General features: G+C 56.2%; 16 protein-coding genes. 8 read left to right on the plus strand and 8 right to left on the minus strand.

Going from position 1 to position 15,024, the window contains the following annotated elements; all coding sequences use genetic code 11:
* Window positions 1-152: 152 nt before the first annotated feature.
* The 4 genes from VSQ30_RS15640 to VSQ30_RS15655 form a co-directional block, all read right to left on the minus strand.
* Window positions 153-1,580, minus strand: coding sequence for a HAMP domain-containing sensor histidine kinase (locus tag VSQ30_RS15640; RefSeq protein ID WP_334465246.1), 1,428 nt, complete (start codon window positions 1,578-1,580; stop codon window positions 153-155).
* Window positions 1,577-2,257 carry a response regulator transcription factor gene (locus VSQ30_RS15645; protein ID WP_334465248.1) on the minus strand — a complete coding sequence of 227 codons (681 nt, stop codon included), beginning with the start codon at window positions 2,255-2,257 and terminating at the stop codon, window positions 1,577-1,579. Before VSQ30_RS15645 ends, VSQ30_RS15640 begins: the two co-directional genes overlap by 4 nt.
* Window positions 2,258-2,433: 176 nt before the next feature.
* Window positions 2,434-3,033 (minus strand): flavin reductase family protein, encoded by a 600-nt coding sequence (locus tag VSQ30_RS15650; protein ID WP_160643266.1) that lies wholly within the window; start codon window positions 3,031-3,033, stop codon window positions 2,434-2,436.
* 6 nt (window positions 3,034-3,039) lie between these two features.
* The gene (locus VSQ30_RS15655; protein WP_160643264.1) at window positions 3,040-3,501 is read right to left on the minus strand and encodes a MarR family transcriptional regulator; all 462 of its coding nucleotides are present in this window, start codon (window positions 3,499-3,501) and stop codon (window positions 3,040-3,042) included.
* A 222-nt stretch (window positions 3,502-3,723) separates the two neighbouring features.
* Between VSQ30_RS15655 and rsxC the strand changes: the two genes are divergently transcribed.
* From rsxC to VSQ30_RS15685, 6 genes are read left to right on the plus strand one after another with little or no spacing between them, the layout of a single operon-like run.
* On the plus strand, window positions 3,724-5,067 hold the full coding sequence (rsxC, locus tag VSQ30_RS15660) for an electron transport complex subunit RsxC (protein WP_334465254.1): 1,344 nt from the start codon (window positions 3,724-3,726) through the stop codon (window positions 5,065-5,067).
* On the plus strand, window positions 5,067-6,029 hold the full coding sequence (locus VSQ30_RS15665; protein WP_334465257.1) for an RnfABCDGE type electron transport complex subunit D: 963 nt from the start codon (window positions 5,067-5,069) through the stop codon (window positions 6,027-6,029). The genes rsxC and VSQ30_RS15665 overlap by 1 nt, the downstream gene beginning before the upstream one ends.
* Window positions 6,030-6,611 (plus strand): RnfABCDGE type electron transport complex subunit G, encoded by a 582-nt coding sequence (locus VSQ30_RS15670; RefSeq protein ID WP_334465260.1) that lies wholly within the window; start codon window positions 6,030-6,032, stop codon window positions 6,609-6,611.
* Between the two features lies 1 nt (window position 6,612).
* Window positions 6,613-7,296 carry an electron transport complex subunit RsxE gene (gene rsxE, locus VSQ30_RS15675; RefSeq protein ID WP_334465262.1) on the plus strand — a complete coding sequence of 228 codons (684 nt, stop codon included), beginning with the start codon at window positions 6,613-6,615 and terminating at the stop codon, window positions 7,294-7,296.
* Window positions 7,296-7,913 carry an electron transport complex protein RnfA gene (locus VSQ30_RS15680; RefSeq protein WP_160643254.1) on the plus strand — a complete coding sequence of 206 codons (618 nt, stop codon included), beginning with the start codon at window positions 7,296-7,298 and terminating at the stop codon, window positions 7,911-7,913. Before rsxE ends, VSQ30_RS15680 begins: the two co-directional genes overlap by 1 nt.
* Window positions 7,914-7,926: 13 nt before the next feature.
* On the plus strand, window positions 7,927-8,718 hold the full coding sequence (locus VSQ30_RS15685; protein ID WP_160643252.1) for an RnfABCDGE type electron transport complex subunit B: 792 nt from the start codon (window positions 7,927-7,929) through the stop codon (window positions 8,716-8,718).
* Window positions 8,719-8,797: 79 nt separating this feature from the next.
* Here VSQ30_RS15685 and VSQ30_RS15690 read toward each other — a convergent pair whose 3' ends face one another.
* From VSQ30_RS15690 to VSQ30_RS15700, 3 genes are read right to left on the minus strand one after another with little or no spacing between them, the layout of a single operon-like run.
* The gene (locus VSQ30_RS15690) at window positions 8,798-9,619 is read right to left on the minus strand and encodes a sugar phosphate isomerase/epimerase family protein (protein WP_334465268.1); all 822 of its coding nucleotides are present in this window, start codon (window positions 9,617-9,619) and stop codon (window positions 8,798-8,800) included.
* 30 nt (window positions 9,620-9,649) lie between these two features.
* A complete protein-coding gene (locus VSQ30_RS15695; RefSeq protein WP_334465270.1) occupies window positions 9,650-10,441 on the minus strand; it encodes a hypothetical protein in 792 nt (263 codons plus the stop codon).
* Window position 10,442: 1 nt separating this feature from the next.
* Window positions 10,443-11,822 carry a MurT ligase domain-containing protein gene (locus VSQ30_RS15700; protein ID WP_334465271.1) on the minus strand — a complete coding sequence of 460 codons (1,380 nt, stop codon included), beginning with the start codon at window positions 11,820-11,822 and terminating at the stop codon, window positions 10,443-10,445.
* Between the two features lie 293 nt (window positions 11,823-12,115).
* On the opposite strand from VSQ30_RS15700, the gene VSQ30_RS15705 reads away from it, so the two are divergent.
* Window positions 12,116-12,301, plus strand: coding sequence for a transposase (locus tag VSQ30_RS15705; protein ID WP_502876295.1), 186 nt, complete (start codon window positions 12,116-12,118; stop codon window positions 12,299-12,301).
* 592 nt (window positions 12,302-12,893) lie between these two features.
* Here VSQ30_RS15705 and VSQ30_RS15710 read toward each other — a convergent pair.
* Complete coding sequence (locus tag VSQ30_RS15710; protein WP_334465273.1) at window positions 12,894-13,781, minus strand: LysR family transcriptional regulator; 888 nt, start codon at window positions 13,779-13,781, stop codon at window positions 12,894-12,896.
* A 309-nt stretch (window positions 13,782-14,090) separates the two neighbouring features.
* On the opposite strand from VSQ30_RS15710, the gene VSQ30_RS15715 reads away from it, so the two are divergent.
* Window positions 14,091-15,023 (plus strand): MATE family efflux transporter, encoded by a 933-nt coding sequence (locus VSQ30_RS15715; RefSeq protein ID WP_334465275.1) that lies wholly within the window; start codon window positions 14,091-14,093, stop codon window positions 15,021-15,023.
* Window position 15,024 lies beyond the last annotated feature (1 nt).

Genomic DNA, 15,024 nt, shown 5'->3' on the forward strand with positions numbered 1-15,024 from the left:
GCCAGCATGCCCGCGAAAATTCGCCTTGACTGGCTCCAAAATTCTCGCTCAACTGGCAATTTCGATTATGAATACAGGTTCTGAGTTTGTTTTTTTCTTTTGCTTGATGGCTTAACAAAACATATATTTCCAAATGGCTCCCTTTTTCTATATCAATCCGGCCCGCAGGCGGGCAGCTCGAACCAGAAGACGCTGCCCTGGCCCAGGGTGCTTTCCACCCCATAGGCCCCGCCATGAAGCTCCAGCACGTTTTTCACAATGGCAAGTCCCAGCCCTGTGCCTACCTGTGCCCGGCGGTGCTCTTTGTCCACTTTATAATAGCGCTCCCAGATGTCCTTGAGCTTGTCCGGCGGAATGCCTTCCCCTGTGTCGGAGACGCTGATGCGCACCCGGCCCTCCAGGACTGTCTGGGCAAGGGAGACGGTTTTATCCGCCCCGGCATAGTGAATGGCGTTATTCACCAGGTTATACACCACCTGGGAGATTTTCAGCTCGTCTGCCTCCACCCAGATTTCCTCTTCAAAGGCAAAGGGGAAGCTGTAATCTGCCAGCTTGTCATAGCGGGTGAGGATCCCCTTAATGCAGGCGGTGAGGTTGAACCTGGACTTCACCAGCCCCACAGCCCCGGCTTCCAGCTTAGAGAGATCCAGCAGGTCGTTGACAAGGTTTGTCAGGCGCTCTGTTTCCTCCACAATCACCTGGACGTTCTCCGGGGTGTTTTCCCCGGGCAGGTCGCGCATGACTTCGGCATAGCCCTTTATCATGGTAAGGGGGGTGCGCAGGTCGTGGGATACATTTGCCAGAAGCTCCCGGCGGAGCTTGTCCACCTTGGAAAGCTCCCCGGCGGCATAGTTGAGGGTTTGGGCCAGTTCGCTGACCTCCCTGGCCCCTTGGGACTGAAAGCGGATGGAATAATCCCCCTGCCCCAAAAGCTTGGCGGATTCGCTCATAGCGGTGAGAGGCCCAGCAATCCGCCGGGACAGGAAGGCCGCCAGAGCCGCCCCCAGCAGGAGCATCACCAGGGTGACGCAGAAAAGCTGCACCCGCAGCGTGTCCACTGTGGCGTCTACCGGGGTGATTTCCGATTCCACCAGCACCAGCCAGTATTCCTCCGAGGCCGTGGGGGCCAGCACCCCCAAAAGCATAAGCTGGGCGCCGCCGCTCCGGGAGGTGAAGGTTTCCATATAAGAGCCGCCTAGAAGGTTTACCTTGTCAAAGGCCGCAATGCGCTCCAGGCGGCCCATGCCCGCCACCAGGCTGTCCTTAAAGCTCTGGCGGTAAGCCACCAGGCTGCGCCCGATAGGGTCGGTGATGAAAATATTTACGCCTGTGTGCAGGCAGGTATCATAGGCCAGGGAATCCAGTTCCGGGCTGTCGATGTTTTTCGCAATAGAATCGGCAATGCGCCGTGCCTCCCCGGTTTTAATGGCCCGGTAGAAGGGGTTTAGCAGGACGGTTTGCAGCACCCACAGCAGCAGCAGGATGAGCAGGGCAAAGAGGCAGAACCCCGCCGTAATCTGCGCACGCAGCCCCAGGGGCCTTGGGGGCAGGCCCTTGCCCCCTTTCTCCCGCCCTCTCATGCGTCAAAGCGGTAGCCCACGCCCCGCAGGGTCACGATAAAGCGGCTGTAAGGCCCTAAAGATTTGCGCAAAAGCTTGATGTGGGTATCCAGGGTGCGGTCGTCCCCGTAAAAGTCATAGCCCCACACGTTTGTGATGAGCATCTCCCGGGTGAGGGCCAGGCCCTTGTTTTCCACCAGGTAGGTGAGCAGCTCGTACTCCTTGGGGGAAAGCTCTGCCCGCTGCCCGTCCACTGTCACCACCCGGGCGTCAAAGTCAATGCAGAGGCCCTCCAGCGCCACCTGCCTGCGCTTTGCGCTTTCCTCCTGGGGCCTGGCCCGGTTCATAATGGCGTTTACCCGCAGCATCAGTTCCTTGGGGGAAAAGGGCTTTACCACATAGTCGTCCACTCCCAGCTCAAAGCCATGGATGCGGTCGTATTCCTCCCCCCGGGCAGAAAGCATCAGCACCGGCATGGGGGAAGCCTTCCGGATTTCCCCTGCCGCGGAGAAGCCGTCCAGCTCTGGCATCATCACGTCCATAATCACCAGGTCAAAGCCCTCCGGGCTGCGGCGCACCAATTCCACCGCTTCCATGCCGTTTTCCGCTTCCGTCACCTGGTGCCCCTCAAACTCTGCGTATTTCCGTATCAGCTTCCGGATTTTTTCTTCATCATCCACAACCAGCAAACGGTACATCCCGCTCCCTCCTTTTTGCTAAAGTGCGCCGGGATTCCGGCGCTTTGCCTCCGGCGGCTTAAGAACTTTTTTGAGGAAAAAGGTTCTTAAGAATCTCCAAAAACCTTTGCATATCATTTTTCTGCCCGGCGCCGCGTGGCCTGCTGCCCGAACCTGCAACCGCCATCTGTGCGGCCTTACTGCCGCAGAGCGGCCCCGGGTTCGCCCCAGGCGTCCAGATCTTCCCCGGAAATGGAAGCGTACCGGGCCTCCCCGGCGGTAATGACAGGATCTGCCTTATGCAGGCGCTGGATAAAGGGCAGGGAGCTGTCCGCCAGCCCCTCCTCTACCATGACATTGCACACACGGCAGAGGAACAGGCCGCTGCCAGCGGCAAGGCGCCGTTCCTCCACCACCTTCAGTTCAAAGCTTACCGGGCTTTCCACAATGGTGGGCACATGGAGCATCTGGCCAGGCTCCACAGTGGGAAGGCGGCGCATTTTGTCCGGAAACTCCCGACCGGAAGTGGTGCCGTAATAATCGGCAAGGGGCAAAAGCGGGCGGGTGACCAGGTTTGCCGAAAACATACCCTGTTCCCGGATAAGGTCTTTTGTCAGCTTTTCTTCCCCGATGCAGGCCATAACGCCCAACGCCTCTTCCTCCCCATCCTGTAGGGAACAGTAGCTGAACCAGCAGAACAGCCCGAAGTGGGGCGTGCCGTCCGCCTGGTAATTCCCGTACAGGAACAGGGGCTGGGGGCAGAAATCGTTGCCCAGCCTGCCTTTCATTTTTCCCATGGTGCATTACTCCTTCTTTTGTGGATTTTTCAGCCGCGCCTCACATGCTTCCAGGTTCAGCAGGATTTTGTCCAGCAGGCTGTCCAGCAGCGCGGCGTCCTCCTGGGTGAGGCCCTGGTAAAACAGCCTGTTCATTTCCTCAGACACCTGCTCGTATGGGGCCTGCAGGCCCCTGGCTTTCCCTGTCAGCGCCACCAGCACCTGCCGGCGGTCCTGGGGGCTGGTTTCCCGGGTGACCAGCCCCTGTTCCTCCATGCGGGCCAGCATGGCTGTAAGGGTGTTTTTTGCAAGGCCTGTGCCACGCACCAGGGCGCTGATGGGCACATGCTCTTCCTGCCACAGCACGTAAAGGATGCGCCCCTGCGCCCCGTTGAACGCATCCACGCCGCAGGCGTCCAGCAGGCGCTGGAACACCCGGCCCTGCACTTGCTTGATTTGCGTGATGAGAAAGCCCGTCCTGGTTTCCATATGCGCCCTCCTTGTAAATGGTACTATATAGAACTTGTTTTGTCAAGCATTTTTCCCTGCTCTTATCCTATAGGATGATGCGGGCCTTGTAAAGCGGGAAATCGTGAACAAAACATGGACAAACTTTTAAATTATGTTGCAAGGATATGGATTTTCATGTAAAATAGAAACAGTACGCGTTTAAACGGCAAAGAACTATGAAAGAAAGGCTGGAAATAACTCATGGAACAGCAGTTTCCCAAGCACCCTTTCAGAACCCACGGCGGAGCGCCGGTGCCACACCACAAAAACACGTGGAACGCACCTACGGCGGTGCTGCCGCCTCCTGAACGGGTTATAATCCCTATGCAGCAGCACATTGGCGCGCCTTGCAAGCCTACAGTGAAAAAGGGCGACCACGTTTACCTGGGGCAAGTGATAGGCGACAGCGAAGCCTTTGTGTGCGCGCCTATCCACGCTTCTGTGTCCGGCATAGTGCAGCAGGTGACAAAGGTGCTGCTTACCGGCGGGCAGGCCACAGAAGCAGTGGTAATCGAATCTGACGGGCAGATGGAGGCGGATCCCGCTATTGCCCCGCCGGCTCCGGTTACCAATAAAAAAGAGCTGGCAGAAGCGGCCCGGAAGTCCGGGCTGGTGGGCCTGGGCGGCGCAGGCTTCCCGGCCCATGTAAAGCTGAACGTCCCGGACGGGAAGTCCATTGACACCCTGATTATCAACGTGGCGGAGTGCGAGCCTTATGTCACCTCTGACCACCGGGAGGCCCTGGAAAACGGTAAAAATGTGCTGGAGGGCGTCTATAAGGTCAAGGAAATCCTGGACGTACACCGGGTGATTATCGCGGTGGAGGACAACAAGCCCGACGTTATTGAAAGGCTGACGGAAATCGCCGACGACCCGGAGAAGGATCCGAAAGACGAGGTGCGGGTGCTGGCTTTAAAGAGCCGCTATCCCCAGGGTGCGGAAAAGGTGCTGGTGCAGGCCTGCACAGGGCGGAAGGTGCCTGCCGGGCAGCTTCCCGCTGACGTGGGGTGCCTGGTGATGAACATCGCCTCTGTGTCGTTCTTGGCAAGCTATATGCGCACCGGGATGCCCCTTACCTTAAAGCGGGTGACCATCGACGGCTCTGCCATAAAGGAGCCGAAAAACGTCATTGTGCCTGTGGGCACGCCTATTAAGGATGTAATCGAATTCTGCGGCGGCTATAAGGCCCCGCCTCGGAAAATGCTCATGGGCGGGCCTATGATGGGCATTGCCATCACCTCGGACGAGCTGCCCATTCTAAAGCAGAACAATGCCATCCTGGCCTTTGACCAGCAGGAGGCAAAGCTTTATGAGACAACCGCCTGCATCCGCTGCGGCAGGTGTGTGGCTGCCTGTCCCATGGAGCTGATGCCCACGAAGCTGGAGAAGGCTGCGGAGAAAAAAGACGCGGAGTCCCTTCTGGCCCTGGACGTAATGACCTGCATGGAGTGCGGCTGCTGCGCCTTCTCCTGCCCTGCCGGGCGCAGGCTGGTGCAGGCTATCCGGATGGGGAAATCCATTGTGAGAAAGGCAGGGAAGAAATAATGGACAAGCTTATCGTATCGTCTTCCCCCCATTTTAACGGGAAAAAGACAACCCAGAACATTATGCTGGACGTGATTATCGGCCTTGCCCCTGCCATGATAGCTTCCGTTATCATCTTTGGCATCCGGGCGGCTGTGGTGATTGTCACCTGCATTGCCGCCTGCGTGGCAAGCGAGTACATTTCCCGCCGGGTGATGAAGCGGCCCCAGACTGTGGGGGATCTCTCCTGCGTGGTGACAGGCATCCTGCTGGCTTTAAACCTGCCCGTCACCATCAACCCCCTGATGGCGGTGTTCGGCAGCGTGGCGGCCATTGTGGTGGTCAAGCAGATGTTCGGCGGCATTGGGCAGAACTTTGTAAACCCGGCGCTGACCGCCCGCATCATCCTCATGAACTCCTTCCCCGCCCCCATGACCCACTGGACGGACGCTTTTGATTATTCCGCCGCGGCGGACGCGGTGACCACTGCCACGCCCCTTTCCGGCATGATGTATGTAAATTCCCCTAACAGCGCCCCAGACTATCAGCAGCTTCTCTTGGGCACCCATGGGGGATGCCTGGGCGAAACCTGCGCTCTGGCTATCATCCTGGGTGGGCTGTATTTGATTGCCAGGAAGGTGATAAGCCCGGTTATCCCGGTTACATACCTTGCCACTGTGGCGGTGTTTTCCGCCATCTTGGGCCGGGATCCCCTCTTTGACCTGCTGGCAGGCGGCCTGATGCTGGGGGCCTTCTTCATGGCGACGGACTACACCACCAGCCCCCTGTACTGGAAGGCGCGGATTGTGTTTGCCGTGGGCTGCGGCGTGCTGACCATTTTAATCCGGGAGTTTGGCTCTTTGCCCGAGGGCGTTTCTTATTCCATCGTGCTGATGAATATTATCACGCCCCTTATTGAGCGGTATGTAAAACCCCGGGCCTTTGGAAAGCCCAAAGAGAAAAAAGGAAAGGGGGCGGCCTGAATGAAACTGGACGCGAAAAGCGTGCTGGCCCCAGCCGCTATCCTGTTCGCCATCTGCATTGTGGTGGCGGCGGCCCTGGCAGGCACCAACGCCCTGACAGAGGATCGCATCGCCCAGGCGGCTTTGGCTAAGGCAGAAGAGAGCCGCATGGTGGTGCTGCCCGGCGCGGAAGCCTTTCAGGAAAGCGGGGACGGCACCCACTATATTGGCCTGAGCAAGGAAGCGCCTGACGGCGGCGCAGTGGGCTATGTGTTTGAAACAGAAAGCAAGGGCTATGGCGGCACTGTGAAGGTGATGACCGGCATCAGCACGGAAGGGGAAATCACCGGCGTGGTGGTGTTAAGCCACAGCGAGACTCCCGGCCTTGGGGCAAACGCGGAGAAGGAATCCTTCCGGGAACAGTATCAGCAGCCTGTAGGAAACCTGGCAGGCGGCATTCAGGTTGTAAAATTCCAGGCGCCAAATGAAGGCGAAATACAGGCCATGACCGGCGCTACCATCACCAGCGCGGCTGTTACAAACGCTGTCAACAGCGCCATTGAAATGTATCAGGACGCATACGCTTCGGAAGGGGGGAAATGACATGGAGGAAAAAAGAAGCCTGTGGAGTGAGTTTACAAAAGGCATTATCAAGGAAAACCCGGTGCTGCGGCTGATTTTAGGCTGCTGCGCCACCCTGGCGGTGACTACTGCCGCCTCTAACGCCATTGGCATGGGCGCTGCCACCACCTTTGTGCTGGTGTGCTCCAACGCCGCCATTTCCCTTTTGCGGCATGTCATCCCCAACAAGGTGCGCATCCCGGCTTTTATCACCATCATTGCCGGGTTCGTTACTGTGGTGCAGCTTTTTATCAAGGCTTTCTCCCCGGCCCTGGACACAGCCCTGGGGGTGTTCCTGCCGCTGATTGTGGTGAACTGCATTATTCTGGGCCGGGCGGAGATGTTTGCCAGCAAGAACAAGGTGCTGCCCTCCATTATTGACGGCCTGGGCATGGGCGTGGGCTTCACAGCCGCCATGCTGGCTATGGGCATTATCCGGGAGCTTTTGGGCGCGGGCACTGTGTTCGGCCTGCCTGTCCTCTCCGGCTTCATGGAGCCTGTCATCATTTTCCTGCTGCCTCCCGGCGGGTTCTTTGTGTTTGGAATGCTGATTGCCCTGGCAGGCAAGCTCTCCAAGGGGGGGAAGGCACCGGCCTCCACAGGCTGCGCCCACTGCCCCCTGGCGGCTTCCTGCTCTAAAATACAGGAAAAGGAGGCGGCTGAATAATGGACGGACAGACACTGAAAACTTTGGTTGCCATTTTCCTGGCGGCTATCCTGACAGAAAACTATGTGCTCAATAAATTCCTAGGCATTTGCCCCTTTTTAGGCGTGTCCAAGAAGCTGGACACAGCCTTTGGCATGAGCTGCGCGGTAACGGTGGTGATGGTGATTGCCACTGCCGTTACCTGGCCCCTTTACACGTATTTGCTGGTGCCCCAGGGCCTGGGGTATCTCCAGACCATTGTGTTCATCCTGGTTATCGCCGCGCTGGTGCAGCTTTTGGAAACTGTATTGCGCAAATACATGCCGCCGCTGTACAGCGCTTTAGGCATTTACCTGCCCCTTATCACCACCAACTGCGCCGTGCTGGGCGTGACCATGCTGGTGCTGGAAAAGGGCGCGGCAGATCCCAGCTTTGGATATTTGCAGTCTTTGGTCAATTCCTTTGGCTCCGGCATCGGCTTCTTAGTAGCCATGATCCTCTTTGCCGGGGTGCGGGAGCGCCTGGAGGACTGCGACATTCCCGAAACCTTCCAGGGCCTGCCCATCACCCTGGTGGCGGCTTCCCTGGTGGCTGTGTCCTTCCTGGGCTTTAACGGCCTTGTGGACCGCCTGATGTAAGGAGGAGGAAACTATGGAATTTATCACCCCTATACTCATTGTGGGTATCATCGGCCTGCTGGCGGGCATTATCCTGGCGGTGGCGTCCATCGTCATGGCGGTGCCCAAGGATGAGAAAGCAGAGGCTTTGGAAGAAATCCTCCCTGGCGCAAACTGCGGCGCCTGCGGCTATTCCGGGTGCTCCGGCTATGCCGCCGCCATGTCCCAGGGCGAGGCCCAGCCAGGGCTGTGCTCTCCCGGCGGGCCGGCTGTGGCTAAAAAGTGCGCGGAGGTTCTGGGCGCAGGCGATGTGGAAATGGAGACAAAAGCCGCCCTGGTGCGGTGCATGGGAAGCTATGATAACACAACGGACAAGCTGGTGTATGACGGCATAGAGGGCTGCAGCGCCGCCATCCTGCTGGCAGGCGGCTCCAGCAGTTGCCTTTTTGGATGCATGGGCCTGGGCGACTGCGTGAAAGCCTGTGACTATGGCGCGGTAGAGGTGTGCAACGGCGTGGCGAAAATTGACCCCGCCCTGTGCAAAGCCTGCGGCAAATGCGTGGCGGCCTGCCCCAAAGGGCTTATTTCCCTGGCGCCTGTAAAGAAGCAGGCTGTGGTGCGCTGCCACAACTGTGACAAGGGCAAGGCTGTGATGGACGTGTGCAAGGTGGGCTGCATTAGCTGTACCAAATGCGTGAAAACCTGCCCCCAGGGAGCTATCGCGATGGAAAACGGCTGTGCCGCTGTAGATCCGCAGAAATGCACTGGCTGCGGCCTGTGTGTGGAAAGCTGCCCCCGGCACGTAATCACAATGCTGGAGGCGTAATCCCTTCCCCATACAGAAAACCCCCTGGAAGCTTTCCGAAAAGCTTCCAGGGGGTTTTTGAACTGCTGCGGTAAAATTTTTACCAGCCCAGGGACTTTAAATACTCACGGCTCATGGTGATGGCTTCCATGGGGGTGCGGCCGTTGGACTGATCCTGCTCTACCACTACCCAGTTGGCGCCAGCTTCCACGCTTGCCTCCAGGATGGGGGGGAAGTCCTGCATGCCGCTGCCCACAGGGCGGAACTCGAAGAAGCCATGGCTCTCCTGCTCCTCCACGTCGGTGCCGATAAGCTGGTACATATTGGCAGGCTTGCCCTCCTTGTAGAAGTCCTTCAGGTGGACAACAGGGGCGCGGTTTGCATACTTCCTGATGTACGCAGCGGGGTTTTCCCCAGCAACGTTTACCCAGCAGGTGTCGATCTCCGTTTGCAGGATGTCGGCGGGGATGGTGTCGTAGATATAATCCAAGGCATAGCGGCCGTCAGGCATTTTGATGAACTCAAAGTCGTGGTTGTGATACAGGGTCTGGATGCCATGGGCCTTGCAGGCCTTGCCGATTTCCTCAAAGAGCTTCACGTTGCCCTCAAACTTGGGGGTGCCGGGGCGATCCTCCTCCATGAGATAGGGGATGGCAATATATTTCACGCCGATTTCCACATATTTCTGGATGGTGCCCTCCATGTCCGCCACCAACTCCTGAAAGGGGACGTGGGCGGAAACGGCCTCCAGGCCCGCAGCCTCAATAGCAGCCTTGATTTCAGCAGGCTCCTTGCCGTACAGCCCGGCAAGCTCCACGCCGTCATAGCCGATTTCCTTGATTTTTTTCATAGTGCCGGCAAAATCCTTCTCAGCGTCGTCACGGACGGAGTAAACCTGCACGGCAACGGGTAAGGTTTTCATGGGAATACATCCTTTCTTTTGGGTCCGGGATTATCCCCGGCGCATTTTTGACTTTAGATAATTATACCAAGATTTCGGGGAAAAATCAATCCTTAGCTGGTTTGTATCCCCTTCTTTTTCCATGCGCACAGCCGGATCCTGAAACTCCTTCAGGCGCTGGGCATAGGCCTGCTCCATAGCGTCTTTATAGGCCAAAGGCACGCCTTTCGCGCCCATAGCGTCCAGCAGCCAGCGGGTAAAGGGTGGGTTCATCACCAGCAGGGGGCCGATGAGGTTGGTGCCGATGAAGTTATTCTGGCGGATGCCCTCCAGGGGCGTGTCCCGGTTCAGCCCTATGCCCCGCTCTGCTTTGGCGAAATAATTCTTGGAGTTGTCCCCATAGGCCATGGTGAACTGGGATTTGCAGCCCAGAATGGAAATGCCGTCCATGTCCCCCAAAAAGTTGGAGTTGTGGCGGTGGAGGTAAGAGCGCCTGGCAGTAAAGGGGAAAAGCCCCAGACCCGGGATTTTCCTGTTCCCGTCCTCGATCTCCTGGTAGAGCGTTTCCACCGCGTTCCCTGTAAAGAGGAAGCAGGTGCCGGCCTCTATCAGCTCCTGCATTTTTTCCTTGCAAGGCATAAGCCGGGCAATGATTTTCTCCTGGGCGGCTTCTGACATGGGACCCATATAGATGAGATCTACAGGCTCCGACAGGAAGCGGGGGGCGTCGTTCATGGCAGTTTCCATGAATTCCGCCTGGGGCAGGCAGGCCTTCAGGTACAGGATGTTGCCCATGTCGCCAAACAGGTTGGCATATTCTGGAAACAGGATTTCAATTTTCATCTTACCCCACCTCCTTTCCGTTTATCCGCCTGATAAGCTCCTCCCGGGCACGCCGGGCGTCTCCCACGGTGAACACCGCGTGGAGGATATACACCTTGTCCACCTTATCCAAATCTACTAGAGCGGCGGCTTCCTCCGGCTTGGGGGCAGCGCATACCCGCTCTGGCTCCATGCCCGCCAAAAGGGCGCGCACCTGGTAGTCATAGCAGCGGTTGCCTGTAGGGATAAGCTGCTTCACGCATCCATCCCGCAAAAATTCATAGTCCACCTCATAAATCCAGCCCATGTTCTCCGAGGAATGGGCCTGATCGTGGCTGTCATAGTTTAAAAGGATGATGGCGGCAGAGCCTCCCCGCTGGGTGATGAAATCGAACACCCGGGAGCTGGCAATAGGGCTTTGGCCCTTTGCCAGGCAGAAGATGATTTCCTTCCCCCCCACTTCCTCCACATCATAGCGGGAGCGGGCCAGCTCCACCTGCTCCAGTGCAGAGGACACCTGCTGGTAGCTGAGGCCCCAGTCCCGCAGGAAGGAGACGGCAGTGACAGTGTTGTAAAGGTCAGTGATGTTCTCCCCGGGCAGGCGGTATGACTCCTCCCCTTCCGGGGTTTGCAGGGTGAAGCGCATGGAATCCATATCCACCTGGGTGCAGTCATAGTCTATGGGGAAGGTGCCCCAGCCGCACTGGGGGCACTTGGCCCGGCCAATGTGGTTATACCGCAGGAAATCATACTGGAGGGGTGTGTCGCACTGGGGGCAGGCCACAATGTCCCGCACCAGGTTGGGCCGGGCTTCCCTGTCCCGAGGCAGCTCGCTTATGCCGAAGCACACCCGCTTGCTGCCCGGGGCCAGATGGCTGGCAATCAGGTCGTCCCCATTTACCACCAGCTTGGCGCCGTCCCACAGGTTGTCGTTTAAAAGCTTCACAATAAAGTCCACGTTGGCGTTGCGATCCAGCGCGTCCCGGCAGAGGTTGGTACACAGGAAGGTCTGGGGCTTGATATAGGGCAGGATAAGGGGGGCGGAGCGCTCGTCAAACTCAAAGATGGCCAGCTTGTGCCGGGGCCGCCCGAAAAGGGTGCTGTCCGCGATAAGGGAGGAGGCGATGCCGGTGTTTACATTGGCCCCGTCCCGGTTGCAGAGATATTCCACCCCGTTTTTTGTCAGGATATCTTCCACCAGGTTTGAAACAGTGGTTTTGCCGTTGGTACCGGCAACCAGCACCACCTGCTCCGGCAATGGCATGCGGCCTAAAAAGTCCGGGCACAGGATAATGGCCCAGGAGCCAGGCATGGAGGTGCCTTTGCGTCCGATAAGTTTTAGGACTAAAGCAGTGCATTTAGCAAAAAATAAGGCAAAATAAAAGCGGAAGGTGCGCTTCAAGGCAATGGCCCCCTTTAGATATTTGTGAAAACATTGTACACGATCCCGGGGGGATAGTCAAGCCGGAGGGGGTATAGTGAACACAGTTCAAAAGAGGCGGCAGCCTTTTTGAACCAGCGGCAATGCCGCATGCTAAGGAATCCCTGCTTTAATCGCAGGACGAAGAGAGGTGATAAAATCAAAAAAAGGGGGGCATAAAATGAAACAGGAAAGTTTCAGCGACATGGAATACAGATGCCGGAAAAAGAAGACAAAGCGGGAAGCGCGGCCGTCCGCCCATAGAGACAGAAACCATGCCGTGGATGTATCTGCTGCAATGCTGGTTCAGCCTGTCCGACGAAGGGGTAGAGGACGCCATATATGACAGCTATGCCATGCGAAAATTTATGGGGATCAATTTTTTCGAACAGGATGCCGCAACCCTGCTGCGCTTCCGGCACCTGCTGGAGGAGAAAGGTATTGGCAAGCTGTTTTTTTGATGCCATCACATACCACATTAACCGTGGGCCGGGCCGGCTGCCCAAGGTTTCGGACAACGCCATTGACTGGGAGCAATATTAGTGAAAACCAAAAATCATCTGTGCGCTACAAAGTGGAACACCACTACCGAATCGTGAAGAACATCTTCGGTTTCCAAAAGGCCGTTTACAGGGGGATGAGGAAGAACCTGAACCGCTTACACGTTCTTTTGCCAGCGCGAATCTGTATATGCTTGCCAGGGCGGGCGGCCCTCTCCCTCGCTTAGGGGTTTTTGCGCCCTTTTGGCGGGATGGAGTATGGAAAACGAGAAAATTACCCTCGCATTTGCTCCTTTATTTCACTTTTACCATTACTTTTGACTGCTTACTGGAATTCCTCCTGCTTTATTCAGTGTTTCCTTTAAGAAAAGGCCACCGCTGGCTGGATAAATTTCCAGACCAGCAGTGGGCCTTATAGTATAGCCGCCAAAATTGGCGCTGTTAACACGAGAGTGCTAATTTGTTGTATACATTTTTTAATAGGCTATAAAGATGCTTTATCAATCAAGCGGAAGGGATTGCCAAAATTCAGCGATCCCTTCCGCTTGATACGTTAATTCACGGAAGAAAAAGACTCTTTGCATAACTGGAGAAAGGCTTTCAGTAAGGGCTTTCCTGATGCGGTTTTGTAGTATGCCCCATAGGAAAGCGGTTCCGTTCCATTGATTGGGATATAAGTCAGGGCAGGGTCCCGCAGGGACGGAAAGTCGGGCTGGACGGCAATTCCAAAACCAGCTTTGGCCAGCGTAAGGCAGGCGTTGGCGGAGCTGCACATAAGCAAATCAGAAACAGCCCTTTCTGTTGCCAAACCATGCTGGACCGCGTTCAAGCGATCGGGACATCTCTGCGGGTCCAGCAGGAGCAGCCGCTGGGTTCGGAGATCGTCCTCATCCAGCATCTCCTTTTCTGCCAGCGGATGGGTGGCTGGCAGAACGCCGGTGATTTGGACCTGAGACAACTCCTTGTAAATGCCATCTATTTTCTTTGTGTTCTTTTCTTGAAACGCGATGATCACATCGACCGCTTCCTCGTCCAGCAGTTGGTACAAGTGCTGGAACGGAACGACCTGAAACACAGGATACAGCATAGGGCAGGAATCTGCCATTTGCCGCAGTATCTCAGGCAACAGGCGCAATTCGTTATGGCTGTGGCAGCCGATGGAAAAGAACCGCCGTTCATCCGCCACAGGCTCCTCAAAACGCTTTTTTGCCAGCGTGATGATATTCAGTACATTTTGGGCGTCGTTCAAAAAGATCAGCCCTTCCTGGGTGATCTCTACCGATCGCGTGGTGCGCTTAAACAACTGTGCGTTCAACTCCTCCTCCAAAGAGTGGATTTGATGGGTGACCGCTGGCTGAGTCACATTGAGCAGCTTGGCGGATTTCGCAAAGCTGAGTGTTTCCGCCACGGTCAAAAAACAAGTAAGTTGAAAGGTGTTCATAGGGTTCCTCTCTGGGATTGATAAAAGTTCTTTATATGTTATAACATTTTTTGAATTAACATTCAAGAGGAAATGAGTATAATAGACGGTAGCGCCAGTGAAAATTGTCTGCCGAACAGTCGTAACCCAAACAAAGCCGCAAAAGAAAGGGTGGTGTGAAATGCCTGATGGGAACCTGCTGTTGACGCTTCGGCAAATCAACATCTGCCTGGGCCTCTATGAAAGCGGGAAGCTGGCAGCAAGCGAGGTGACCTTTACACAGGCAGCGCCATTGCCTGAACAATTCTCATTCGTTAGGAGGAATTTGAAATGAACGAACAAGTTGCCGCCAACCCGCTGGGAACCGAGCGGGTTGGGAAATTGATGATCCGCTACGCCATTCCCAGCATTATCTCCATTGTGGTCAACTCTCTCTACAACATGGTAGATCAGGTGTTTATTGGGCAGGGAGTTGGTTACCTGGGCAATGCCGCTACCAATATCATTCTGCCGCTCACCTCCATCCTGCTGGCCCTGGGCATGATGATCGGTGACGGAACGGCGTCTTACATGAGTCTGAATTTGGGAAAGGGCTGTAACGAGGACGCAGCTCAAGGCGTGGGGAATGCAGTTGCTTTGACGGTTGGCATCAGTGTGTTTCTGCTGGTTCTCTTTGAGCTGTTTCTGGAGCCGCTCTGCCATCTGTTCGGGGCCACGGAGGGAAATCTGCCCTACGCCCTGGAATACGGAAGCATCATTGTGTTGGGCTTCCCCTTCGCCATGATCGACGGCGCGTTCGGCAGCATCATCCGGGCGGATGGCCGTCCGAAGGTGAGCATGGTTGGCCTGCTGATCGGCTGTATCACCAACATCATTCTGGACCCCATCTTCATCTTTGTGTGCCATTGGGGGGTCAAGGGCGCGGCCTGGGCCACCATCATCGGCCAGATTCTGAACGCCGTCTACTTTGTTGCGTGTATGCTGCGCTTTAAGACCATTGAGATAAAAAAGCGGCACATGATTCCGACGTGGAGCGTCATCAAACGGATTTTAACCCTTGGCACATCCAGCTTTATTTCTCAGGCCGCCTCGGTATTTGTCATTGCGGTCATGAACAATTCCCTGGTAAAGTACGGGGCCATGTCCAAGTACGGAGCCGACATTCCTCTGGCGGCGCTTGGCATCACGATGAAAGTGAGCCAGTTGATCACTGGCATCGCCCTGGGCATCGCCACCGGCATCCAGCCTATTTTCCGGTTTTAAC

It is taken from the genome of Acutalibacter sp. JLR.KK004 (assembly GCF_036941085.1).
Taxonomy (GTDB): Bacteria; Bacillota; Clostridia; order Oscillospirales; family Acutalibacteraceae; genus Acutalibacter.

Coding starts and splice junctions, on each gene's coding strand:
- VSQ30_RS15705 (WP_502876295.1), top strand. CDS start 12,116: ATGCCGTGGATGTATCTGCTGCAATGCTGGTTCAGCCTGTCCGACGAA.
- VSQ30_RS15685 (WP_160643252.1), top strand. CDS start 7,927: ATGGAATTTATCACCCCTATACTCATTGTGGGTATCATCGGCCTGCTG.
- VSQ30_RS15670 (WP_334465260.1), top strand. CDS start 6,030: ATGAAACTGGACGCGAAAAGCGTGCTGGCCCCAGCCGCTATCCTGTTC.
- VSQ30_RS15640 (WP_334465246.1), bottom strand. CDS start 1,580: ATGAGAGGGCGGGAGAAAGGGGGCAAGGGCCTGCCCCCAAGGCCCCTG.
- rsxE (WP_334465262.1), top strand. CDS start 6,613: ATGGAGGAAAAAAGAAGCCTGTGGAGTGAGTTTACAAAAGGCATTATC.
- VSQ30_RS15690 (WP_334465268.1), bottom strand. CDS start 9,619: ATGAAAACCTTACCCGTTGCCGTGCAGGTTTACTCCGTCCGTGACGAC.
- VSQ30_RS15710 (WP_334465273.1), bottom strand. CDS start 13,781: ATGAACACCTTTCAACTTACTTGTTTTTTGACCGTGGCGGAAACACTC.
- VSQ30_RS15655 (WP_160643264.1), bottom strand. CDS start 3,501: ATGGAAACCAGGACGGGCTTTCTCATCACGCAAATCAAGCAAGTGCAG.
- VSQ30_RS15665 (WP_334465257.1), top strand. CDS start 5,067: ATGGACAAGCTTATCGTATCGTCTTCCCCCCATTTTAACGGGAAAAAG.
- VSQ30_RS15715 (WP_334465275.1), top strand. CDS start 14,091: ATGAACGAACAAGTTGCCGCCAACCCGCTGGGAACCGAGCGGGTTGGG.
- VSQ30_RS15680 (WP_160643254.1), top strand. CDS start 7,296: ATGGACGGACAGACACTGAAAACTTTGGTTGCCATTTTCCTGGCGGCT.
- VSQ30_RS15650 (WP_160643266.1), bottom strand. CDS start 3,033: ATGGGAAAAATGAAAGGCAGGCTGGGCAACGATTTCTGCCCCCAGCCC.
- VSQ30_RS15645 (WP_334465248.1), bottom strand. CDS start 2,257: ATGTACCGTTTGCTGGTTGTGGATGATGAAGAAAAAATCCGGAAGCTG.
- VSQ30_RS15695 (WP_334465270.1), bottom strand. CDS start 10,441: ATGAAAATTGAAATCCTGTTTCCAGAATATGCCAACCTGTTTGGCGAC.
- rsxC (WP_334465254.1), top strand. CDS start 3,724: ATGGAACAGCAGTTTCCCAAGCACCCTTTCAGAACCCACGGCGGAGCG.